This is a genomic window from Alcaligenes sp. EGD-AK7, assembly GCF_000465875.3.
Taxonomy (GTDB): Bacteria; Pseudomonadota; Gammaproteobacteria; order Burkholderiales; family Burkholderiaceae_B; genus Alcaligenes; species Alcaligenes phenolicus.
Genome location: NZ_AVOG02000045.1, coordinates 127,970 through 149,875, shown reverse-complemented (window position 1 = coordinate 149,875; position 21,906 = coordinate 127,970). Strand labels below are relative to the sequence as shown.

The window sequence follows — 21,906 nt, the reverse complement described above, 5'->3', positions numbered from 1 at the left end:
TTTTTAGCGTGTGCTGCGGTTGCGTTGCTCTTGGCGGCAGTATTTTCCTTACAGCGGAAATAATGATACCGATTCTCATTATCGGTTCAAGCGTGAAACCTTATAACTCGAATAGAAATGAGAGTAATTATTATATTGGTTGTGAAAAAGCGACGTTATTGCGTGCCAGACCTCCAGACTTCGGAGCAAGCCCGGAGGTCGGCAAGATGCATTAGAAGCTGGCAGTCAACGTTGCGTAGTATTGGCGACCAGGTTCGTTATAGGTGTTAGCACCTTGGCCGCTACCCGAGTCTTCGCGGTACAAGCGTTTGTCGAACAGGTTGTTCACGCCAAGACGGATGTTGGTGGACTTGGTGACCTGGTAAGCGCCGCTCAGACCGAAGATGGCATATGAACCACGTTCACGCAGACCATCACCTTTCACTTCCGAGTTATTGGACAGGTTGTGCGAGCGTGGCTTTTGTTTGCCATACAGCGTGGCGGTAGCCAGCAAGGACAGCTTGTCGTTGACGCGCCAGTCCAGCGTACTGTTCAGGGTGTAGCGGGGGATGACAGTCAAAGGCTGATTGGTTTCCTTGGACTTGTTGGTGATCATGTAAGTCAGGTTGTTGCTCAGGCTCAGCGTGTCGCCGTTCTCGCCCAGGATCGGGATAGTCAGGTTGCCTTCCAGACCACGGATCACGGCCTTGCCGGAGTTCACCCACTGGAATGGGCGTACCAGCGAGCCTCCAATGTTTACTGCATCCGGAATGGTCTGGTCGCCCATATCGGCCACAATCTTGTTGCTGTAGTCGTTCTGGAAGTAAGTCAAACCGGCTGCCCAGCCCGCATTGTCGTAAGCCAGACCGATTTCCTTGTTGATGCTGCGCTCGGGCGACAGATTGTCGTTACCGAAGATGTAGCAAGGACCGCTTACGCGTTGACCAGTTACCGGGTCGTACGGGCAACCGTTGCCGCGTGTCTGATACAGGTAGTTGGGGTTGGACTGATACAGGTTAGGTGCTTTGAAAGCGCGGGCGATACCGCCTTTCAGGGTGATGCTGTCGGTGATGAAGTAGGAGGCGTTCAGGCTGGGGCTCCAGTTGTCACCGAACTTGCTGTGATGGTCGAACCGCACTCCTGGTGTCACGGTCAAGGCGTCGGTCAGCTCGATATTGCCTTCCACATAGGCGGCTGTTGTACGGGCCTTGCTTTTGGAATCCGTGTTTTTGTTGATGGTTTGGCCAGAGCGAGTGGCGTAGTCATCATCCAGGCTTTGATCGCGGTGCTCGAACCCGACCGTCATCAAGACGTGCTTGCTGGCGATCTGCAGGGGTGTGTTGTATTCGCCCGAGATGTTCAGGGAACGCAGTTCGGAAACCGAGCCAGCACCGGGGTTGGAGATGCTGCCCTCAACGGCACCGGCCAGGCCCTCATTCAAACGTGAGTTGGTCGTGCCTTCATATGCAAAGGTCAGGCGGGAGCGGCGGCCCTGGCCATAATCTCCATAGTGGCTGAGCGAGCCGGCGCGACGATACATGATGTTCGTTTCAGCCCCATCTTCGGCAAGTGATGCAATGGTTTGCGTGCTGCGGCTAAACAGACGCTCTCCTGAGTAGATATTGCCTTGGCGGCTGAATGAGCCTTCCAGCTCCAGACGGTGGTCCCGGTTGATATCCAGGCGCAGCAAGCCGTTAACGTCTTTATTGCGTACCCCCTCGCGGCCCGCGGGTGGCACGGTGGTCTCGTTCACCTCCATGCCGGAAGCCTTGGCGTTCAACGCGGGTTTGTCGGCATCTGTCTTGGCGATATTGCCGTAGACGCGGAAAGACAGCTTGTCGGCAATGGGGCCGGACAGGTTAAAGCCGGTACGACGTGTGGAGCCGTAGTCGCTGTCCTCAGGAATCAGACCGTAGGCGGTTACCGAGCCGGAGAAAGTATCGGTAGGCGCTTTTGTGATGATGTTCACGACACCACCGGCAGCACCGGAGCCATAGCGAGCAGCAGCCGGGCCACGCAGCACTTCAATGCGTTCGATGGCGTTGACGGGCACCCAGTTGCTGTCACCACGGGTATTACGTTCACCGTCGCGCCCCATGCGAATGGAGTCGCGCGAGCTGACAGGTTTGCCGTCAATCAGGATCAAGGTGTTTTCAGGGCCCATGCCGCGCAAGTCGATCTGGCGGCTATTGCCGTAGGAACCGGACGGGCTGTTACCGGTCAGGTTCACGCCGGGCATGGTGCGGATCAGTTCGGACAGATCGTTGGCGGGAGGGCGTTTTTCAATATCCTCGGCAGTAATCGTGGACACGCCTGGAGCCTGTTTGACGGCTTCTTCTGCCGAAGGCAAGACACGAATTTCTTCCAGCGAGGTGACCCCACCACGGACGTTGGAAGTTTGTGCCTGAGCACTGAAACTGGCTGCCAAAGCCGTGGCGAGCAGGCCCAATGCAAAGATCGGGCGGCGAGCCGGAGGCGCCAATAAGTTCATAATCACTTTCCTAATAAACGATAAGCAGAATGAGAATTGTTCGCAGTCAGGATTGTGTTTAAAAATGTGACGCCTGTCGAGAAAGCTGACGAATGTGTGGTTTTTGAAACACGGGCAGAGAAGAGGGGCATTGAAAATGATCTGGACAGGATTTGTTCTATAGGAAAAGTTATTGAGTTCTCCTATGAAAATCAGAGGAGAAAAATAGTCTGAACCTTGTAGATGTTCGTCTTGATGTATTCATTCAGCGCCGCAAATAAAACTTTTAGGACAATAATTTCTTTATTTGACACGATGGGTCATTTTTGATGAGAATGTGTCCTGAACAATTCAAACTTAAAAAGTTCAGGAGACATCCAGTGAAAAAGACGCTTGGTTTGATGATGGCCGGGTGGGCGGCCTTGACGATGATGGCGGGTCCGGTACAGGCAACAACGTTCCCGGCACAGCCCGTACGTTTGATCGTGCCCTTTGGTGCAGGGGGGATTACCGATCTGGTGGCGCGCCTCCTTGCCCAGCAGTTGGGCAAGGAGTTGGGCCAGACTGTCATTGTTGAAAACAAGGCAGGAGCCGGGGGCATGATCGCCGCTCAGGCTGCACAAAATGCGAAAGCGGACGGTTACACCGTGTTCATGGGGACAGTAGGCACACAGGTGGTCAACCCGCTGATTCTTTCCAAAATCAACTACGACCCGCAGGCCTTTGTGCCCATCGGCATGGTGACGGGGTCTCCGTATGTTCTGGCGGTTCGTTCGGATTTGGGTACGGAGAACTATGCCCAACTGGTTGCCCATGCCCGTCAGGAGCCAGGGCTCCTTAACTTCGGATCGGCAGGGATAGGGAGTGCTCCGCACTTGGGGGTAGAGCTTTTCAAGTTGACCGAGAAACTTGATGTGCGACATATCCCTTTCAAGAGTGGAGGGGAGGCTGTCAGTGCCGTTGTGGGCCGTCATGCCGACATGGTGATGGATGCCATTCCCGTGATCATGCCGCAGGTGAAGGCAGGCAAGCTTCAGGCCCTGGTTCTGGCTGATAGCCAACGCTCCCCAGCTGCTCCCGACGTGCCTTCCAGCGCAGAGCTGGGGGCTGCTGAGCTACGCATCAGTTCCTGGAACGTGCTGTTGGCCCCGCCGGGCACTCCACAGGTGGTGACTGCGGTATTGGAGACGGCATTGCAAAAGACACTGGCCAACCCGGAGTTCAAAACCCATCTGGAGCAGCAGGGCAGCCAGGTATTCACCGGCACCCAGGATGAGTATCAAAGCTTCATCGCGGCTGAGCGCAGCAAGTGGCAGCGTATTGTTCAGACCGCAGAAATCAGCCTTGAGTGAGGTAACGATAATGAACCACGCCGCTCTGGAGCTTATCGACACGGTGCATACCGGCAATGGCTGGAAGGTACGATTGTTGTGCGGTTATTTGGGTATAGCGCTACAGCGGCGCAGCCTGTCTATTGTGGAGGGGGATCTGGATACCGAGGTGTTCCGGCAAATCAACCCCTGGGGACAGGTTCCGGTATTGCGAACCCGGGAAGGGCCCTGGCTGGCAGAGTCGGCCGCTATTTTGTGGTACCTGGCGCAGGGCACAGACTTTCTGCCCGCGGACCCGCTTGCGCAGGCTCAAGTGCTGCAGTGGCTGTCTTTTGAGCAGACTCAGCATATGACCAATCTTGCGCAGCCCAGACTGTGGGTGGCGTTGCGGGGGACGATGACGGTGGATGATCCTGCGGTGCTGGCGTGGCGCGAACAGGGCGATAAAGCTCTGGCCCAGATGGAGGTGCATTTGCAGTTGCATCGCTATTTCGTTGGGGGCAGACCCAGCATCGCCGATGTGGCCTTGTTTCCCTATACCTGCATGGCAGAGCAGGGAGGGTACGACCTGCGCCCCTATCCATCAGTACGACATTGGCTCGAGTGTATGCAGGCCCTGGCGGGCTATGTCCCGCTGTTGTGAGCAGGATATTAATTTACAAAAGGAGTTGTTATGAGTGACACCATGAGCTTGTCCAAGTCCGTGCTGATTGAACAGGCGCAAAGCCAGATGCAGGCCCTCTTCGAAATCCCTGAGCGCAGTGTTCCCGAGAAGCTCGCACTGACTTGCCGTATTCTTTTTGATGGCGGCCATGACTCTGGTTTGGCTGGCCAGATCACAGCACGCGGCGAACAGGAAGGCACGTATTTTACGCAGCAGCTGGGGCTTGGGTTTGATGAAATTACGTCGACCAACGTCTTGCTGGTAGATGAAGATTTAACGGTTTTGAAGGGATATGGGATGCCTAATCCAGCAAACCGTTTTCATTCCTGGGTGTATCGTGCCCGGCCGGATGTGAACTGCATCATTCATACACATCCCTTGCACGTGGCCGCCCTGTCCATGCTGGAGGTGCCCTTGATCGTATCCCATATGGACAACTGCCCCTTGTATGAGGACTGCGCGTTCCTGAAAGATTGGCCGGGTGTCCCTGTGGGCAATGAAGAGGGACAGATCATTTCTGAGGCCTTGGGTGACAAGCGCGCTATTCTTTTATCGCACCATGGAATGTTGGTGGCGGCGGCCTCAGTAGAAGAAGCCTGCGTATTGGCGTTGCAATTTGAGCGCACAGCGCGCATGCAATTGTTGGCGATGTCAGCCGGAACGATCGAGCCTATTGCGCCGGAACTGGGCCGGGAGGCACATGACTGGATTCTGAGACCTCGCCGCTCCCAGATCGGCTTTGAATACTATGCCCGCAAAGCGCTGAAACGCCATACGGATGTTTTTGAGTAGAATAAGAGGCCGCTTTTTTATATGCGCTCCGAGGCTGACCTCGGGCGCTACACCTCTTGTTTAACCCATGACCCATCTTCCCTTTCGCTTGCGCGCCCTGCGTCGCCAACATGGCTTGTCGCTGGAGCAGTTGGCCCAGCGCACCGGTCTGACTAAAAGTTATCTGTCCAAGCTGGAGCGGGCAGTCAGTGCGCCGTCCATCTCTACCGTGGTCAAGCTGGCCCAGGCTTATGGCATGGGGGTGTCGCAGTTGATTGGAGAGGGGGAACTGGATCAAGACGAAAGTGTGTGTGTCGTGCGTCGACACGAACGCATGCCCTTGCCCAGTGTGGCAGGTCATAGCGCCTACCGTTACGAGAGCATGGCCGGGCGGCGGCGCTTTCGTTTGATGGACCCCTTTGTTATCTACCCTCCACACGAACAACAGCAGCCAGCGCCAACTTTCCCGCATGGGGGAGAAGAGTTCTTGTTTGTGATCCAAGGGCAAGTGCAAGTCACCATTGCAGAGCACAGCATGACCTTGGAGACGGGTGATTCCGTGTATTTTGATTCGGAGCTACCCCACAGCGTGCTTAGCCTGGGGGATCAACAGGCGCAGGTATTGGCGGTGACTTGCTCTGACTCGGGGCCAACAGCAGGGCGTCCAACGTCCGATACGCCGGTTTAGTCAGTGAATACGTGCCTCTGGCATGTGTGTGGGGAGATTTTCTGCCAGCAAAGTGGCGGAAAGCAGCAGGAGTCGAACCTACCTGGGAACGTCTGACGCCCCCAACCGGGTTTGAAGCCCGGCCGTGCCACCGGGCACGGATGCTTTCCTTCAAGAGGCCCTATCATACGTTAGGGCCGGTGACGCTTCAACGATCAGGGCGTTGCCTGTTCTGGTTCCCGCATGAAGCTCCGGGTTCAATCCGCCGCTGCCCAGGCTTCACCTCGTAATACATGGCGATCACGCACACGTCGTGTATAGCCGACGCGATCAAAGAACTCCAGAATCTGAATGGCCCGTTTGCGGCCCAGTCCCGTTGCGTCCCGGAACTGCGCGGCGCTGACGCCTTGGCCGCTGTGCAGCTCCTTGACGATATTGGCTAGCACCGCGATTTGGCGGCGGTGATAGAACAGGTCATGCACGATCTGAAACAGCTCGCCCTGGCGCACCAGTCTGCGCAGTACGTTGCGGGTCTGCTCTTCCGGGGCTTCGGTTTCTTTGGCCAGATCACGTGTCCATGGAGGATCGAAGCGGCCTGCCTCGATCAGGGGCAGCAGGGCGGTGGCCAGAGCTTGGTCTTCGGGGCTCAGGGTAACGCGGTGGCCTGGCGTATGCAGCCAGGCTCCTTGTTGGGCCAGGCGCTGTTCTGACAGCAGATATTCGGTCAGGAGCTGCCAGATTGCGTCGGGCATGGTGGGGGCGGCCATGCGTCGCAAGCGGCTGATGGACAGGCCCGGCTCGTCCGGATTGCGCTCGTGGAACTGCAGCATCACGCTTTCTATGTGCTGACACAGCGCTTCCAGGCGTGCATCGCTCAACAAGATAGGCTGACTTTGTGGGCGAGATCCGGTGTGCCAGCGGGCATTGGCGGGGGCGCTCAAGCCTTGTTGAGATCCTCCTGACAGACGCAGCAGTGTTGCTTCGTCCAGACCGTAAGGTGCTTGGGCCAGCAGGCCCTCCAACGGTCCGCCGCGCGTCCATTGTGCCAAGGCATCCAACCAGGCAAGGCGTGTCGTAGAGCGTCGTTTGCGGTCCGGCGCATTTGGGTCCAGCACAATCCCGCCGCCGACGGTCTCGCTGGCCTGGGCGTTGCGCAAGATAAAGCGCTCGCCCGTCATGGAGCAGATCGGGCGGTCAAAGACCAACTGGACCTTGCCGGTCTGGCCGGGCTGCAAGGACTCGCCATCCAAAGGTACGGCATGGGCCGTCAGGTGCGCGGCACCCATGTGGATATGCCAGGGCGACCAGGTGCGTAGGGCGGGAATATCTTTGTCCAGCAGGCTCAGTTCCACATCGATACGAGTGGAGGGGATGAAGCAGCGGGCATCGGCCAGCCAGTCGCCACGCTCTATATCCTGCACATCAATCCCGCCCAGGTTCAGGGCACAACGCTGCCCGGCGCGGGCCTGGCGTGATGCCTGATTCTGGGCGTGAATGCTGCGCACTCGTACGGGTGTACCGCGTGGCATCAGGCGCAAGTCCATCGCCGGGCCATCAAGATCCAACACGCCATCGTGCACGGTGCCGGTCACGAGGGTGCCGTGACCTTGCAAGGTGAAAACGCGGTCAATGGCCAGGCGGAAATAGCCGTTGCCATCCTGCTTGGTGGATTGCATGGCCTGTGCGTGCAGATGTTGGCGCAGTGCTTCCAGGCCGGGTTTGTCGGCGGACAGGGCATCAACAACGAAGATGGGGGCATTGTCCAGAAAGCTTCCTTGGACAAGTGCTTGCAGCTCGGCTTTGACGGATTCAATTCTGGCAGCATCAGCGCGATCCGCCTTGCTCAGGACGATGGCTCCCGCCTGCAAACCGAGCAATTGCAGTACGGCCAGATGCTCGCGGGTTTGCGGCATGACGCCGTCATCTGCGGCCACGATCAGCAGGCCAAAATCAATGCCGGTCGCACCCGCGACCATGGTGTGCACCAGACGTTCGTGACCGGGCACATCAATAAAGCCCAGGATCTGTCCGTCGGGCAAAGGCGTATAGGCATAGCCCAGCTGGATGGAGATGCCGCGCTTTTTTTCCTCTTCCAGACGATCGGTATCCACGCCGGTCAAGGCGCGGATCAAGGTGGTTTTGCCGTGATCGATATGTCCTGCGGTGCCAACAATCATGCTTGCTCGGGAATCAGTTGTGCGCTGAAGGCGGCCTCAAAGGGCTCTTCCAGGCAGCGCAAGTCCAGCCAAAAGGCATCTTGCGCAATGCGCCCGATGACGGGCTGGGGCAAAGTGCGCAGGCGTTTTTCCAGTTGAGTCAGATGGCGGCCCGGACGGCCTGTGCCTTGGTAGGCAAAGCGCAGTCCAAAGCTGGGCAGTACGTCTTCGGGCAACGCACCGCTGCCGATCTGGCTCAGCATGGCAGTGGGTTCTACAGCAAATTGTGTCCCCACCCATTGCTGCAAGACATGGGCCAAACGTAGTGCTTGGGCACGCATTTCAGCCGAAGGTCGAGTCAGCAGACGCAGGGTGGTCAGGTGCTCGGGCAGGCGCTCTGGCGAACGGTACAAGGCCAGCACAGGCTCCAGTGCGGCCAAGGTGATTTTACCCACTCGCAGAGCACGTTTGAGCGGGTTTTTCTTGATCTTGGCGATCAGGTCTGCACGGCCTACGATCAGACCGGCCTGGGGGCCACCCAGCAGCTTGTCGCCGCTGAAGGTCACGATATCGGCACCGGCTTCGATGGTCTCGCGCACGGTGGGCTCAGGCGGCAGGCCCCATTGGCTCAGGTCCACCAAGGTGCCGCTGCCCAGATCCACGCTGGTGGGCAGGCCGTGTTTTTTGGCTATCTGTGCAACTTCTTCGACTGAAACGCTTTTGGTGAAGCCTTTGACGGCGTAGTTGCTGCAATGCACCTTCATCAACATGGCGCTGCGTTCGTTGATGGCGTTCTCGTAATCAGCTGCGTGGGTACGGTTGGTCGTGCCTACCTCATGCAGACGAGCACCGGCACGCTTCATGATGTCGGGAATACGAAAGGCCCCGCCAATTTCAACCAGCTCGCCGCGTGACACCACGGTCTCACGGCGGGGGCTCAGGGTGCTGAGCATCAGCAGCACGGCAGCCGCATTATTGTTGACGACTGTAGCGGCTTCAGCGCCGGTCAGCTCGCAGAGCAAAGGGTTGATCAAGTCATCGCGGTCGCCTCGGCCACCGGTTTCCAGATCAAATTCCAGATTGGCGGGCGAGCGCATGGCCTGGACAACAGCCTGTATGGCTTCATCCGGCAGCATCGCACGCCCAAGATTGGTGTGCAGTACGGTGCCGGTCAGGTTAAAGACCGGGCGTAGCTGCAAGCGGGATTCTTCCTGCAGTTGTGCTTGCAGTGCTTTGGCAAGCTGAGCGGGCTCCAGATCCTGAGGGCTTAGTGCTCCCTTCAGCACGGCCTCCCGCAGTGCCTGCAAATGGGCACGAGTGCGTTGACTCAGGCGCGTGTGGCCGAACTGGCTTAGCAAGGGCTGGAACTCTGGCGAGCGCAGCAAGCGATCCAGGGAAGGGATGTGGGCGGGGGAGAGTTCAGGCGTTGGGCTCATCATTCAAAGGCAGGCGTTTGAGTCTATGGGCAAGGTCCGTCAGCTACGCCTTGTGCTCGGGGCAACAAGGCGTAGGGGAATCTTAGCTTAAGACTGGTGCCAAAGAAGCGGATTGCCGCTGGCGCGGGAATAGCCTTCTTCGCCCATCAGAACGTCCAGAGCCAGACTGGCCAGGTCGTCTGCAACTGGATCAAGACCCAGCTGCTTTTCCTGATAGAAGATTTTGCGGTAGGTGTGGCAGTTGTCGCAGGACTCGGCCTTGATCCCTTCCGGGCCATCTTCAATGGCGTGATACGCTACGCTTTTGGTGCTCTCGCAGTGCGAGCAGGTGACGCGCACCAGATGCCATTCCACGCTACAACGCGGGCAGCACATGTAGCGGCAACCATCTTCACGACCACCCACACGCACCACACTGGATACGGGCAGGCTGCCGCAGGATGGGCATACGCCAAAGGGGCTGGTCACAGACAATTGGCCTTCGGTCAGCGAGCAGGCCAGATGTGTCCAGTAAACCTGCAAGGCGGCCATGACAAAAGGTGCCGCGGCACCGTCTTGCTCAGGCAATTGCTCGGCCAGAATCGCGTCAGCCAGATCTTCCAGTTTTTGTGGGTCAGACTCGGCTTTCTTGAGCAGGTCCTGACAGACTTCTTGGGCGGCTGCAGGCACGTCCGAAGTGTTGATCATGTGATTGAGCAGGCTGCTCAAAATGCTGAGCCACTGTGGATCGCGCTTCCAGCCCGATGCCAGCAGGGGCGGCATACCGTGTCTTTGCGCTGTTTCCAGCACCTCGGCGGGCAGTTCGGTCGGGGGCAGGGCATTGAGTTGTTTGTGCTGCCCATCTACCAGATGTGCCAGCAAGAGCAGGTAGGCACCAACGGGATTGCCGTCAGCCAATTGACGCAGACGTGCTGCCCGGTCAGCAAAGACGCTGGCTCGCACAGGCAGGCGCAGTCGGGGGATGGAGGTGTGGTCCAGACTTTCGATTTCGCCGCGCGGAAGGATGCGTTGCAAGACAGACTCCTGAAAACAAGGCTGCCATGCCCGAAATGGTGCATGGCAGCCGGGTTGCTTATGTACCAGAGCCCCGCTTATTCGGCAGGACGGCTGGGACCTTTTTCCATTTCTTCACGGAACCAGGCGCGGTGGTGCTTCCAGGCCCAGGCACGGGTAACCGTACCGCGGGTCATGGCTTTGACTGAACCTTTTACCCAGATACCGGCGTAGATGTGCACGATAATCGCGCAAATCATCAGCAGGGCGCAGACCGCGTGCAGCACGGAGGCCAGACGGATAGCCCAGATGGGGAAGAAGGCGGAAAAGTATTCGCGCCACATCACCACACCGGTTGCCAGCAGGCCGATCATGAAGATCACCAAAGCAAAAAACAGGATTTTTTGCCCGGCGTTGTAGCGGCCTACTTCGGGAATGCGCTCGTCCTTGGCATTGAGCACGTCCTTGAAGTGACGCAGCCAGGCCGCGTCACCCTTGGAGAACATATTGTGCCGTACCATGCGGGCCGCAAACAGGAAAAAGCACACAAACATCACCACACCAATGAACGGGTGCAGAATGCGTGTCCACGGACCGCCGCCAAACAGATTGGTCAGCCAGAACATTGACGGATGAAACAGCGCCAGCCCGGACAAGGCCAGGAGCACAAAGCTCATGGCAATGATCCAGTGATTAATGCGCTGACTGGTGGTGTAGCGCTGAATCAAGCCCTTGCGGTTGTGATCAGTCATGGTGAGCCTCCTGGATCTTGCGTGCGTCCTCGTCGGCGCGGCGCTCGTCTTCCTCGTCAGTCTCGTTAGGACCGGTTCGGATGTAGTGGAAGAAACCAATCAGGGCGGTCAGTGCCATGGCAGCAACCCCCAGCGGCTTGGCCACTCCCTTCCAGAGCGAGACCATCGGACTGATTTGCGGGTCCTTGGGCAGGTCGCTGTACAGCTCGGGCTTGTCGGCGTGGTGCAGCACGTACATGACGTGGGTGCCACCCACTCCAGCCGGGTCGTACAAACCTGCGTTTTCAAAGCCGCGCGATTTCAGGTCTTCGATACGCTCTGCAGCGTGGTGCTGCATGTCTTCTTTGGTACCGAACACAATCGCGCCGGTAGGACAGGTCTTGGCACAGGCCGGTTCCTGTCCGACCGCCACACGGTCCGAACACAAGGTGCACTTGTAGGCTTTCTTGTCCTTTTCCGAAATGCGGGGCACATCGAAAGGACAGCCGGTAACGCAGTAGCCGCAGCCAATGCAGTTTTCCTCGTGAAAATCCACAATGCCGTTGGTGTACTGCACGATGGCGCCTGGCGAGGGACAGGCCTTCAGGCAGCCCGGGTCCTCGCAGTGCATGCAGCCGTCTTTGCGAATCAGCCATTCCAGATCGCCAGCGGGGTTTTCATACTCCGCAAAACGCATGATGGTCCAGGACTTGTCGGTCAGGTCGGCCGGGTTGTCATACACCCCGACGTTGTGACCGATTTCGTCGCGCGTATCGTTCCATTCCATGCAGGCGACCTGACAGGCCTTACAGCCAATGCACTTACTGGTGTCGATCAGCTTGGCCACTTCCCCGCCCACGGGCTCGCGCACGCTGGGCGATGGGGTGGTGGTTGCGGAGCGCCGTTTGATATCAAGTGATTGCAAGGCCATGGCTTACTCCTTAACCTTTTCAAGTTGAACCAGGAAGGCCTTGGTCTCCGGCGTTTGCGAGTTGCCATCGCCTACCGGCGGGGTCAGCGCATTGATCAGGAAACCAGGTCGGGCCAGACCCACAAATCCCCAGTGCAGCGGGATACCCACTTGGTGGACAACTTTGCCATCCACGTTCAGGGCTTTGATGCGCTTGGTCACCACCGCCACGGCCTTGATATAGCCACGGTTGGAGGACACCTTGACGCGGTCACCTTGCACAATGCCCACTTCCTTGGCCAGCTCCTCGCCAATTTCCACAAACTGTTCGGGCTGCACGATGGCGTTCAACTTCACGTGCTTGGTCCAGTAGTGGAAGTGCTCGGTCAGGCGGTAGGTGGTGCCCACATAGGGGAACTTGTCTACCGTACCCATGGCTGCCAGGTCGTCCTTGAAGATACGGGCTGCCGGGTTGGTCATGGCACGTGGTTCGTCAGGACTGAGCGGGTTGTAGCTCAGAGGGCTTTCAAAAGGCTCGTAGTGCTCGGGGAAGGGGCCTTCTGCCATGCCTTTACGGGCAAAGAAGCGGGCGACACCTTCAGGGTTCATGATGAACGGGCCCATGCCATCAGCCGGATTTTCATCGGCCTTGTAGTCAGGGATATCCGCACCACCCCAGCGCTTGCCATCCCAGTGAACCAGGCTGCGACGTGGGTCAAAGGGTTTGCCGGTCAGGTCACAGGAAGCACGGTTGTAGAGCACGCGGCGGTTTGCTGGCCAGGCCCAGGCCCAGTTCAGCGTCTGGCCGATTCCGGTTGGATCGCTATTGTCGCGGCGAGCCATCAGGTTGCCTTGCTGCGTCCAGGCACCGGCATAGATCCAGCAACCGCTTAGCGTGGTGCCGTCGTCGCGCAATTCGGCAAAGCCATCCAGCTGCTCGCCTGCCTTACGCGTGATCTTCGTCGGATCCTTGGGATCATGCAGATCCACCAGTGCGCGGCCCGAGTATTCCTTGGCCAGTTCAGCGGCGGTTGGATCATCCGGGTTGGAGTAGGGCCAGGACAGGTTCAGGATCGGATCAGGGAAGGCACCGCCTTCTTTCTGGTACAGCGAGCGGATACGCGTGAACAGCGTGCTCATGATCTCAATGTCGCTCTTGGCCTCGCCCGGAGGGTTGGCGGCCTTCCAGTGCCATTGCAACCAGCGACCCGAGTTCACCAGTGCGCCTTCTTCCTCGGCGAAACAGGTGGTGGGCAGACGGAAGACTTCGGTCTGGATGGAAGCGGAATCGACATCATTGTGCTCGCCATAGTTCTTCCAGAACTCTGACGTTTCCGTAACCAGCGGGTCCATGATGACCATGTACTTGAGCTTGGAGAAACCACGCAGCAGCTTGGCCTTGTACGGTGCCGCCGCCAGGGGGTTGAAGCCCTGACAGATGTAGCCCGTCATCTTGCCTTCGTCCATCAGCTCGAACACTTGCAGCATGTCGTAGAGCTTGTCCAGCTTGGGCAGATAGTCGTAGGCCCAGTTGTTCTCGGCCTGGGCGGCATCACCAAACCAGGCTTTCATCAGGCTGACGTGGAACTTCTTGTAGTTGCGCCAGTAGCTGAGCTGGTTGGGGCGTAGCGGCTGTTGGGCACGTGCGCCGATGTAGCCGTCAAACTCTTTCTCGGCCTGGTTGGGCAAAGTCAGATAGCCGGGCAGCAGGTTGGACATCAAACCCAGGTCAGTCAGACCCTGAATGTTGGAGTGTCCGCGCAGCGCGTTCATGCCACCGCCGGCAATACCAATATTGCCCAGCAGCAGCTGGACCATGGCGCCGGTACGGATGATCTGCGAACCAATACTGTGTTGCGTCCAGCCCAGCGCATACAGGATGGTGCCCGCGCGACCCGGTTCAGCGGTCGAGGCCAGCATTTCACAGACTTTCAGGAACTTGTCCTTGGGCGTGCCACAGACGCGTTCCACCATCTCGGGCGTGTAGCGCTCGTAGTGCTTGCGCAGCAGTTGGTAGACCGAGCGTGGGTGTTGCAAGGTGGGGTCCGTCTTGACGTAGCCGTCCTCGCCCAGCTCGTAGTCCCAGGAGGACTTGTCGTAGCTGCGTTTTTCTTCGTTGTAGCCCGAATACAGCCCCTGCTCGAAGTCAAAGTCTTCGCGCACGATAAAGGGCATATCGGTGTAGTTGCGCACGTATTCGTGCTGGATCTTGTCGTTGTCCAGCAGGTATTTGATGACGCCACCCAGGAAGGTGATGTCACTACCGGTACGTATAGGCGCGTAAAAGTCCGCTACGGATGCCGAACGCGTAAAGCGTGGATCCACAACGATCAGTTTTGCATTGTTGTGTGCTTTGGCCTCGGTCACCCATTTGAAACCACAGGGGTGCGCCTCGGCTGCGTTGCCGCCCATAATCAGCACAATATCCGCGTTCTTGATGTCGACCCAATGGTTCGTCATCGCTCCACGGCCAAACGTCGGGGCAAGACCTGCCACCGTCGGGCCGTGTCAGACACGTGCTTGGTTATCGAATGCCAGTACACCCATGCTGCGGATGACTTTATGGGTGACATAGCCCACTTCGTTACTACTTGCCGAAGCAGCCAGCATGCCGGTGGTCAGCCAACGGTTGACGACGGTGCCGTCTTCAGCGGTGGTCTGGAAGTTGGCGTCGCGGTCTTCTTTCATCAGCTTGGCAATACGCGTGAAAGCGTCTTCCCAGGAGATGCGTTCCCACTTGTCCGAGCCAGCGGCACGGTATTCAGGGTATTTGAGTCGGTTGGGGCTCTTGATGAAATCCACCAAGCCTGCGCCCTTGGGACAGAGTGTGCCGCGGTTCACGGGGTGGTCGGCATCGCCTTCAATGTGAACCACGCTGGGCTCGGCATTCATGGCGCCGTCACCACGGGAGTACAGCAGCACCCCACAGGCTACGGAACAGTAAGGACAGGTATTGCGCGTCTCTGTCATGCGGGTCAGTTTGTACTGCCTGACTTCCGCCATGGCGGGGGTGGGCGCAGCGCCCAGCAAGACCATGCTGGAACTGGCCAGCGAGGCCCCCGTCACTTTGAAGAACTGACGCCGATTCATGTTCACCATGCGGCTCTCCAATAGGATTGTGTTTTCGTGTTTGAAATCGTCAGGGGAGGCGCCTTGTGAGCTCTGCCCCTGTTTTATAGTTGAACAGTATAAGCGTTGAACTTATGGGCTACTGCCAAGAGGGCGTGTCTAATTGATCAAGGACAATCTTGATTCTATTGAGGTTTTCACGCCGGAGCCGCAAGTGTAGTCGGTGATGCGGGTATTCACCTACTATTTGCAAGGGATTTTTTCAATTTAGCGGGCTTGTTTGAAGTATTCGATCTGAAAGCTGCCGGGCAGTTCGAACTCCACGTGATGCAAAATTTGGGGTTCACAAAGTATTCATGCGTGAGTTCTAGTCGCAGATACGAATGTAAATATGCCCAATGCTGTGTTTTGAAAGCGCGCCTCTGACGTGTTCAGGGGCTTTTTTTATGGTCTGTTTGGATGTGTGTCTTGATCAGGATCAGCCGATAGGGCGGTCAGGGAGCACTTTCAGAATTATCTGACAGACCGGGATGGAACGGGACGGTAAGTTCAGGGTTCTCCGTTCTCTTACATCCTTAGGTTTGTCAGCCATGATGAATACATACTTGTTGACCACTGAAGATACTGATCCTCGTACCTTGCCCGAGCAGGCCGTGCTGTATGCCCATCTGTTGACACGAGATGCCATGAATGATGAGTGCGTGCGCAAGTTGATGGCCGCACCGCGTTTTGTGCGTTCGGACAAGGGGATTCCGTATGTGGTGCTCAAGGATATGCGAACGCATCGTTGGACCCTGATTCGTGCCTGGCGCGAGTATCTGGAAATCAAGCGCGAGCGTTTGGCCAGTCGCTTGGGAATCAGTGTGGCGGAATACAACGTGATTGAGAAAGGTCTTGTTCCATTGAGCCTGACGATGTTGGCTCTGTTGGCGCAGGGAATGGGTCTGGACGAGACGCAGTTGCAGATGTCTCCGTATCAGCCCGTGCTGGAACCTTTGGCTTTGAGCTAGTGCCAAGGGATCAAAAACAAAGCTACGACAGGAAAGAGCAGGTGCAGGCAGCAGCTTGTGCCAGGCTCGAAAGCAGTTCCGGCCCCATCACGTTTATCGCGTGATGGGGCTGGTTTTTTAAGTGCAGGATTTGGCTGGTTTTACTCGGCCGAGTCTTCGGTTTGCAGTTTCACTACCTGCTTGGCTCGGGTGTCGACATGCAGAGAGAAGATGTCGGGGCGCGAGTAGTGGCCGTAGACGTCAAAGTCCAGATTGGCCTGTTTGAGCAGGTCCATATCCAGTTCGGCGTACAGCTCGGTTTCTTCATCAAACACCGGGCCGGCCAGCACTTCGCCGGTGGGGCTGACGATCATGCTGCCGCCGTGCATCACGTAGCTGTCCGGAGCAAATTCGCCGGGCAGAGCAAATTCTTTCTGGAAGGACTCGGGGTAATTGTTCAGGCGGATGGCCTGGCAGGCGGACAGCACGAACACACGGCCTTCAACGGCGATGTGAATCATGGACGAGGCCCAGGTGGGGCGGTCGTCTGCCGTGGGGGCGCAGTACAGTTCGGTGCCTTGGGCATACATGGTCTGACGCAGGGTGGGCATGTAGTTTTCCCAGCAGATCACGTTGCCGATACGACCCATGGGAGTATCGACAGTGCCCATGGTGGAGCCATCGCCAAAGCCCCAGACCAGACGTTCCTGGCCGGTAGGCATCAGCTTGCGGTGGATGCCCACCACGCCTTTGCCGGGAGCCAGTGTCAGAGCGGTGCAGTACAGGGTGCGACCCATTTTTTCGATTACGCCCATGACGGTGTACACACCGGTTTGGGTGACTGCATCGGCCAGTGCTTCCAGTTCAGGGCCACCCAGGGTGACAGCGCCTTCCACATACATCTGGTACAGGGCACGGCCTTCGGGGCGGCGGTTGCCGATGACGCTGCCAAAGCTGATGCCTTTGGGATACCCGCCCAGAAAGGCTTCGGGAAAGACAGCCAGGGTGGCGCCATTGGCAGCCACACGCTGCAAGATGGCGGCGGCTTTTTCTACACTGCTGGCAGAGTCAAACGGGATGGATGCCGCTTGTATAACTGCAACTTTGCTCATAACTAGGTCTCCTTTAAAGGTCAGCCTGCGGACAAGTCCACGTTTTTGGTTTCAGGCAGGCGGGTATACAGGATCAGGAAGCACACCAGGGATACCGCAGCCAGGTACCAGGCCGGTACGTTGGGGTTACCTGTGTACTGGATCAGGGCAGCAGCAATGAAGGGGCCAGGGCCAGCCAGCAGTGCTGACGAGACGTTGTGGCCCAGTGCGGCGCCGGTCGAGCGAATCGAGGCGGGGAACACTTCCACCAGCAGCACCACGTTCATGACGGCAGAGATGGCTACCAGGAAAGCCATGATGATCAGGCCCAGCAGGATCAGCGCGGGTTTGCCGGAGTTCATCATGATGAAGATCGGGTAGGCCATGATGGTCAGACCCGCAGCGGCAAACAGCGCCAGTTTGCGACGACCGTAGTGGTCCGAGAAGCGGCCAACCAGCGGGTGCAAGATGCAATACACCACCAACGAGGCACTGCACAGCCACAGGGCCGAGGTCTTGCTCATGCCCAGGATGGAAACCAGGTGGTTATTGGCGTAGGTGATGAAGTAGTACAGCGACACCAGGAACAGGGCGGAGAACGCAAAGGACAGAACAAAGGCGTTGAACTTGTCCTTGGACGAGACGCGCTCCAGCGTGTTGTTGGCTTTCTTTTCCTGCAGCTCGTGGTAGACGGGGGTGTCGTTCAGTTTGCGGCGGATAAAGACCGCAATGAAGGTCATCACAATCGACAGCACGAAGGGCACACGCCAGCCCCAGCTGTAGACCTGGGCTTCGGTCAGCGTGGCGTTGATGGCGGCAGCCGTGGCCGTACCCATCAGGAAAGCGATACCGGCGGTAAAGGTCACCACGCTGGCGGCCGAGGCACGACGGTTGGAGGGGGCGCTTTCCACCAGGAAAATACCGGCAGCGGACCACTCGCCACCCACCATCATGCCTTGCAGGAAGCGCAGCACAACCAGCAAGATAGGAGCCGTAATGCCGATGGTGTCATAGCCAGGCAGCAGGCCAATCAGAGTAGTGAACACACCCATGCCAAAGACGGTAATCATCAGCACGGTCTTGCGGCCAAAGCGGTCGCCAATGGGGCCCAGAATCAGGGCGCCAAAGGGGCGCGAAACAAAGCCCACGGCAAACACGGCCAGGGACGAGAGCAGGGAAACGCCAGCGGCGTCGGATGGAAAGTAGATGCTGCCGATAATGGCTGCAAAGTAGCCATAAATCGCGAAGTCAAACCATTCCATAAAGTTGCCAATACCAACGGCAACAACTTGTTTTTTACTTAAGCCCGGCTGGCCTGGGGGGGCCGATTTGGCATGCGAAGGGGCGACGGTAGCAGTGCCCATAAAGATCTCCTCGAGCAGGGCAGGTGAATACCTGACCCTTATTGTGGTTGTGGCTGATTTTTAGTCTAATCAAGCCAAATAATTATTCAAACTAATTAGAAAAATGGCTTCCATTAATATTGCTAATATCAGGCGGATGGATCTGAACTTGCTGCTGGTGTTCCAGTGCTTGATGAACGAGCGCAGCGTGACCAAGGCCGCCAATGCCCTATTTCTGACCCAGGGCGCGGTCAGCGCGTCCTTGCGCAAGTTGCGGGTGGTATTCAATGACGAGCTGTTTACCCGTGGTTCGCACGGAATGACGCCTACGCATCGGGCCTTGGAGATTGCCCCGCAGATATCCGAGGCCCTGAAAAGCATCTCGGCGCTGGTCACATCCGAGCAGGAGTTCGATCCAGCTCGCTCCAGCCGGGTTTTTCGCATCGCTTTGTCCGACGATCTGGAAAATATGCTGGCCAAACGCATGATTCGCATGGCTGACGAGCAGGGCTGGACGATCAGTTTTTCCTTCTACCAAACCAATAGCTATTTGTGGCCGCAAAGCATGGTGGAGCATGGGGCGGATCTGGCGATTTGCTCCAGCCCTAAATTTCTGAGCACCATGCACAAGTCGCAAGTGCTGTTTTCCGCTTCCTATATCTGCATTTACGATAAGCAGTCCATTGCGTTTTCAACCCCCATCAGCAAGCAGGAGTATCTGCATGCTCATCATGGGCGGGTGTCCTTTGACGGCTTGCGCGGCTTTGTCGATGAACTCTTTGATGCCGAGCGACTGCAGCGCAAGGTCAAGGCCTCATTCACGCATTTTTCCGGGGCAATCAACGCCATTATTGGCAGCCCTTTGGTGCTGACCATGCCCGATTACGCCGCCCGCTCCTTTGTGGAATGCAATAGTCGATTAGCCGTCTCGCCGGTGCCATTGCGGGTGCCGTCTTTTGTGGTGTCCATGATTTGGGACATCAACAAGGAACATGATGAAGAAAGCCGCTGGTTGCGGCGTTTTGTGCTGGAGCTGACCGAGTCTGTCAGCCAGTGACGTGCTGCTGATACGATCCGGCGGCGTACTATTGCCCCTGTTCTGTTTTCTTTTCTACTATCCGCCATGCGAATTTTATTGATTGAAGACGAGCCTGATTTGGCCCTGTGGCTGACACGCAGCATGCAAAAGAAAGGGTTTGCAGTCGAGTGGTCCAACGACGGGATGGTGGCCTACCATCGTTTGCAGATCGAGGAATTTGATGCGCTCGTCCTGGACCTGGGCTTGCCGGGCATGGACGGACGTGCCTTGCTGGCACGTCTGCGTTCGGAGGATAACCGGACTCCCGTGTTGATCTTGACGGCTCGCGACTCCTTGCAGGAGCGAGTGGAAGCCCTGGAGTGTGGGGCGGACGATTTTTTGCCCAAACCTTTTCGTATTGAAGAGCTGGTGGCGCGCGTTAATGCCCTGATTCGTCGTAGCCGGGGCAAGGACAAACCGCGTATGGCGTGTGGCAGCCTGATCTATGACTTGGCCACACAGCGCTTTACGCTGGATTCGGCGCTTCTGTCCGTGTCACCGCGTGAGGCTGAGGTACTGCGCATTCTGGTGCAGCGTAGCGGAGAGCCAGTAAACAAGCAGTTCATCCTGGATCGGCTCAATGACAAGGATGACGATGAAATCAATATCGAAGCTATCGAAGTATTGGTGCATCGCTTGCGCAAGAAACTGCAGTCCTCGGATGTCCATATCGTCACTTTGCGCGGCGTAGGTTATTGCCTGGAGCCTGTGGGCGATGATGAGCCTTAGCGTATTGCCTTATTGGGGGCAAATATGGCCTTAAGCAGTTTGCGTCGTACTTTGTTGTTCATGCTGATTCCTGCGGCCTTGCTGACCTCGGGCGTGTCCCTGTTTGTTTCCAGCATGACCTTGAAAGATCAGGTCAACGCCGCGTTTGACCGGGCTTTGGCCGGTGCCTTGAAATCCATGTCGTCCAATGTCTTGACCATCAGTGGCGGGCTGGCGATGGAGCAGTCTTACTACATGATGGAGTTCATGGAGTACACCATCAGCAGTCAGGTGTATTTCAGAGTGGCCACTGAAGACGGTTTGTCGGAAATTGGCTTTACCGGTATGCCGCTTCCAGCGCGGCGTCTGCTCAGTAATCAGCCCGTTTTTTATGACGCTGAATATTTGGGAGAGCCCTTGCGCATCGCGGCAGTGGCGCTGGAATCGGATGGGCGCCTGCAGACTTATCAAGACAGCCGAATCCTGATTCAGGCAGGTGAAAACCTGAGCGAGCGCCATGCTTTCATACGCAAAGTCATTATCCAGAATCTGATTCAGGACGTGGCGGTGCTCAGCCTTTTCATTATTCTGATTCTGGTTGGCACCTTGCTGGCGCTACGCCCTTTGCGCAAGTTGAGCGCCGAGGTACGGCATCGTTCCCCCGACAACCTGGAGCCGATCAGCGAGGCCAGCCTGCCGCGAGAGGTCCGGCCTTTGGTACAGACCATCAATTTGCATATGGATCGTTATGCACGCAAATCACGCGAGCAACAGCAGTTTCTGGACGATGCCTCGCACCAGTTGAAAACCCCCTTGGCTGTTTTGCTGACCCAGGTGGATTTTGCCCTGTCTCTGGCCAAGACCGATGAGATGAAGGAGGTGCTGGAGGCAATTCAATTACGCTTGAACAACACGGCTCAGATGACGCATCAAATGGTGGCCTTGTCCAGGGTTCGCGATGCTGCTGACCAGCTACGCACCCGCGCGGCCTTGGGCACAGTCGACTTGTGCCAGCAAGCCGGGCTGGTGGTGGATGAGCTATGGAGCCTGGCGAGGTCCAAGCGTCAGGACCTGGGCCTGGACGCGCCCTCCACCCCTGTTCGGGTAGCCGGGGAGGCTTGGCTCTTGCAACAGGCTTTAAGCAATATGGTCAGCAATGCCATCAAGTACTGCCCACGTGCTGCATGCATTACGGTAACGGTGCGCAAGGAAGGGCCGGTGTGCAGCATTCAGGTTGAAGACGATGGTCCGGGTATGAGTGCTGATGATATGGCCAAGGCAGGCCATCGTTTCAGGCGCGGCGAGGCGGGGAAGGCCTTGCAGGGCTCCGGTTTGGGGCTGGCGATCGTACAGGCTATTGCACAGATTCATGGCGCCCGCATGAGCTTGCGGACAGGACCGCAGCAGCGTGGTTTGATCGTGCGTTTGGAGTTTGATTCGCTTGAACACTGATTGGATTTTCAGGGTATACCCTTGAAAATCGTGTTTTTTGGCGAAATTGAAAGGTAGGCGAAAGCTTC

The 21,906-nt window shown here is 57.3% G+C and carries 17 protein-coding genes and 1 tRNA gene; 8 read left to right on the top strand and 10 right to left on the bottom strand.

The annotated features are described in order from the left end of the window. Nucleotides 1-211: 211 nt before the first annotated feature. Nucleotides 212-2,470 (bottom strand): FepA family TonB-dependent siderophore receptor, encoded by a 2,259-nt coding sequence (locus tag N879_RS15095; protein WP_021447218.1) that lies wholly within the window; start codon nt 2,468-2,470, stop codon nt 212-214. A 359-nt stretch (nt 2,471-2,829) separates the two neighbouring features. Between N879_RS15095 and N879_RS15090 the strand changes: the two genes are divergently transcribed. The 4 genes from N879_RS15090 to N879_RS15075 all read left to right on the top strand — a co-directional run bounded on the left by N879_RS15090 (nt 2,830) and on the right by N879_RS15075 (nt 5,903). Then, nucleotides 2,830-3,801, top strand: coding sequence for a Bug family tripartite tricarboxylate transporter substrate binding protein (locus N879_RS15090; protein ID WP_021447216.1), 972 nt, complete (start codon nt 2,830-2,832; stop codon nt 3,799-3,801). Between the two features lie 10 nt (nt 3,802-3,811). Beyond that, nucleotides 3,812-4,423 carry a glutathione S-transferase family protein gene (locus N879_RS15085; protein ID WP_009463467.1) on the top strand — a complete coding sequence of 204 codons (612 nt, stop codon included), beginning with the start codon at nt 3,812-3,814 and terminating at the stop codon, nt 4,421-4,423. A gap of 30 nt (nt 4,424-4,453) precedes the next feature. Continuing rightward, nucleotides 4,454-5,236, top strand: coding sequence for an aldolase (locus N879_RS15080; protein ID WP_009463465.1), 783 nt, complete (start codon nt 4,454-4,456; stop codon nt 5,234-5,236). 67 nt (nt 5,237-5,303) lie between these two features. Continuing rightward, complete coding sequence (locus N879_RS15075; protein WP_009463463.1) at nt 5,304-5,903, top strand: helix-turn-helix domain-containing protein; 600 nt, start codon at nt 5,304-5,306, stop codon at nt 5,901-5,903. A 53-nt stretch (nt 5,904-5,956) separates the two neighbouring features. Here the strand turns inward: N879_RS15075 and N879_RS15070 are convergent. The 7 genes from N879_RS15070 to fdnG all read right to left on the bottom strand — a co-directional run bounded on the left by N879_RS15070 (nt 5,957) and on the right by fdnG (nt 15,207). After that, a tRNA-Sec gene (locus tag N879_RS15070) sits at nt 5,957-6,052 on the bottom strand. A gap of 87 nt (nt 6,053-6,139) precedes the next feature. Beyond that, nucleotides 6,140-8,059, bottom strand: coding sequence for a selenocysteine-specific translation elongation factor (gene selB, locus N879_RS15065; protein ID WP_009463461.1), 1,920 nt, complete (start codon nt 8,057-8,059; stop codon nt 6,140-6,142). Beyond that, on the bottom strand, nt 8,056-9,474 hold the full coding sequence (gene selA, locus N879_RS15060; protein WP_009463459.1) for an L-seryl-tRNA(Sec) selenium transferase: 1,419 nt from the start codon (nt 9,472-9,474) through the stop codon (nt 8,056-8,058). The genes selB and selA overlap by 4 nt, the downstream gene beginning before the upstream one ends. An 87-nt stretch (nt 9,475-9,561) precedes the next feature. Beyond that, nucleotides 9,562-10,488, bottom strand: coding sequence for a formate dehydrogenase accessory protein FdhE (gene fdhE / locus N879_RS15055; RefSeq protein WP_021447215.1), 927 nt, complete (start codon nt 10,486-10,488; stop codon nt 9,562-9,564). Between the two features lie 77 nt (nt 10,489-10,565). Beyond that, a complete protein-coding gene (locus N879_RS15050; protein WP_009463457.1) occupies nt 10,566-11,219 on the bottom strand; it encodes a formate dehydrogenase subunit gamma in 654 nt (217 codons plus the stop codon). Beyond that, entirely contained in the window at nt 11,212-12,129 is a 918-nt protein-coding gene (gene fdxH, locus N879_RS15045) for a formate dehydrogenase subunit beta (RefSeq protein WP_021447214.1), read from the bottom strand. The genes N879_RS15050 and fdxH overlap by 8 nt, the downstream gene beginning before the upstream one ends. Nucleotides 12,130-12,132: 3 nt before the next feature. Continuing rightward, nucleotides 12,133-15,207 (bottom strand): formate dehydrogenase-N subunit alpha, encoded by a 3,075-nt coding sequence (gene fdnG / locus N879_RS15040; protein WP_152978325.1) that lies wholly within the window; start codon nt 15,205-15,207, stop codon nt 12,133-12,135. Nucleotides 15,208-15,767: 560 nt separating this feature from the next. Between fdnG and N879_RS15030 the strand changes: the two genes are divergently transcribed. Further along, nucleotides 15,768-16,187 (top strand): helix-turn-helix domain-containing protein, encoded by a 420-nt coding sequence (locus N879_RS15030; protein ID WP_009463451.1) that lies wholly within the window; start codon nt 15,768-15,770, stop codon nt 16,185-16,187. A 140-nt stretch (nt 16,188-16,327) separates the two neighbouring features. On the opposite strand, the gene N879_RS15025 is transcribed toward N879_RS15030, so the two are convergent. Both N879_RS15025 and N879_RS15020 read right to left on the bottom strand, forming a co-directional pair. Then, nucleotides 16,328-17,278, bottom strand: coding sequence for a carbon-nitrogen hydrolase family protein (locus N879_RS15025; protein WP_021447211.1), 951 nt, complete (start codon nt 17,276-17,278; stop codon nt 16,328-16,330). 20 nt (nt 17,279-17,298) lie between these two features. Continuing rightward, nucleotides 17,299-18,621 carry an MFS transporter gene (locus N879_RS15020; protein ID WP_009463449.1) on the bottom strand — a complete coding sequence of 441 codons (1,323 nt, stop codon included), beginning with the start codon at nt 18,619-18,621 and terminating at the stop codon, nt 17,299-17,301. Between the two features lie 136 nt (nt 18,622-18,757). On the opposite strand from N879_RS15020, the gene N879_RS15015 reads away from it, so the two are divergent. From N879_RS15015 to N879_RS15005, 3 genes are all read left to right on the top strand, one after another. Continuing rightward, nucleotides 18,758-19,657, top strand: coding sequence for a LysR family transcriptional regulator (locus N879_RS15015; protein WP_021447210.1), 900 nt, complete (start codon nt 18,758-18,760; stop codon nt 19,655-19,657). A gap of 66 nt (nt 19,658-19,723) precedes the next feature. Further along, on the top strand, nt 19,724-20,407 hold the full coding sequence (locus N879_RS15010; protein WP_031232927.1) for a response regulator: 684 nt from the start codon (nt 19,724-19,726) through the stop codon (nt 20,405-20,407). 24 nt (nt 20,408-20,431) lie between these two features. After that, nucleotides 20,432-21,838 carry a sensor histidine kinase gene (locus N879_RS15005; protein ID WP_009463445.1) on the top strand — a complete coding sequence of 469 codons (1,407 nt, stop codon included), beginning with the start codon at nt 20,432-20,434 and terminating at the stop codon, nt 21,836-21,838. Nucleotides 21,839-21,906 lie beyond the last annotated feature (68 nt).

Coding starts and splice junctions, on each gene's coding strand:
- N879_RS15095 (WP_021447218.1), bottom strand. CDS start 2,470: ATGAACTTATTGGCGCCTCCGGCTCGCCGCCCGATCTTTGCATTGGGC.
- N879_RS15085 (WP_009463467.1), top strand. CDS start 3,812: ATGAACCACGCCGCTCTGGAGCTTATCGACACGGTGCATACCGGCAAT.
- N879_RS15080 (WP_009463465.1), top strand. CDS start 4,454: ATGAGTGACACCATGAGCTTGTCCAAGTCCGTGCTGATTGAACAGGCG.
- N879_RS15075 (WP_009463463.1), top strand. CDS start 5,304: ATGACCCATCTTCCCTTTCGCTTGCGCGCCCTGCGTCGCCAACATGGC.
- selB (WP_009463461.1), bottom strand. CDS start 8,059: ATGATTGTTGGCACCGCAGGACATATCGATCACGGCAAAACCACCTTG.
- selA (WP_009463459.1), bottom strand. CDS start 9,474: ATGAGCCCAACGCCTGAACTCTCCCCCGCCCACATCCCTTCCCTGGAT.
- N879_RS15050 (WP_009463457.1), bottom strand. CDS start 11,219: ATGACTGATCACAACCGCAAGGGCTTGATTCAGCGCTACACCACCAGT.
- fdxH (WP_021447214.1), bottom strand. CDS start 12,129: ATGGCCTTGCAATCACTTGATATCAAACGGCGCTCCGCAACCACCACC.
- N879_RS15030 (WP_009463451.1), top strand. CDS start 15,768: ATGATGAATACATACTTGTTGACCACTGAAGATACTGATCCTCGTACC.
- N879_RS15025 (WP_021447211.1), bottom strand. CDS start 17,278: ATGAGCAAAGTTGCAGTTATACAAGCGGCATCCATCCCGTTTGACTCT.
- N879_RS15020 (WP_009463449.1), bottom strand. CDS start 18,621: ATGGGCACTGCTACCGTCGCCCCTTCGCATGCCAAATCGGCCCCCCCA.
- N879_RS15015 (WP_021447210.1), top strand. CDS start 18,758: ATGGATCTGAACTTGCTGCTGGTGTTCCAGTGCTTGATGAACGAGCGC.
- N879_RS15010 (WP_031232927.1), top strand. CDS start 19,724: ATGCGAATTTTATTGATTGAAGACGAGCCTGATTTGGCCCTGTGGCTG.
- N879_RS15005 (WP_009463445.1), top strand. CDS start 20,432: ATGGCCTTAAGCAGTTTGCGTCGTACTTTGTTGTTCATGCTGATTCCT.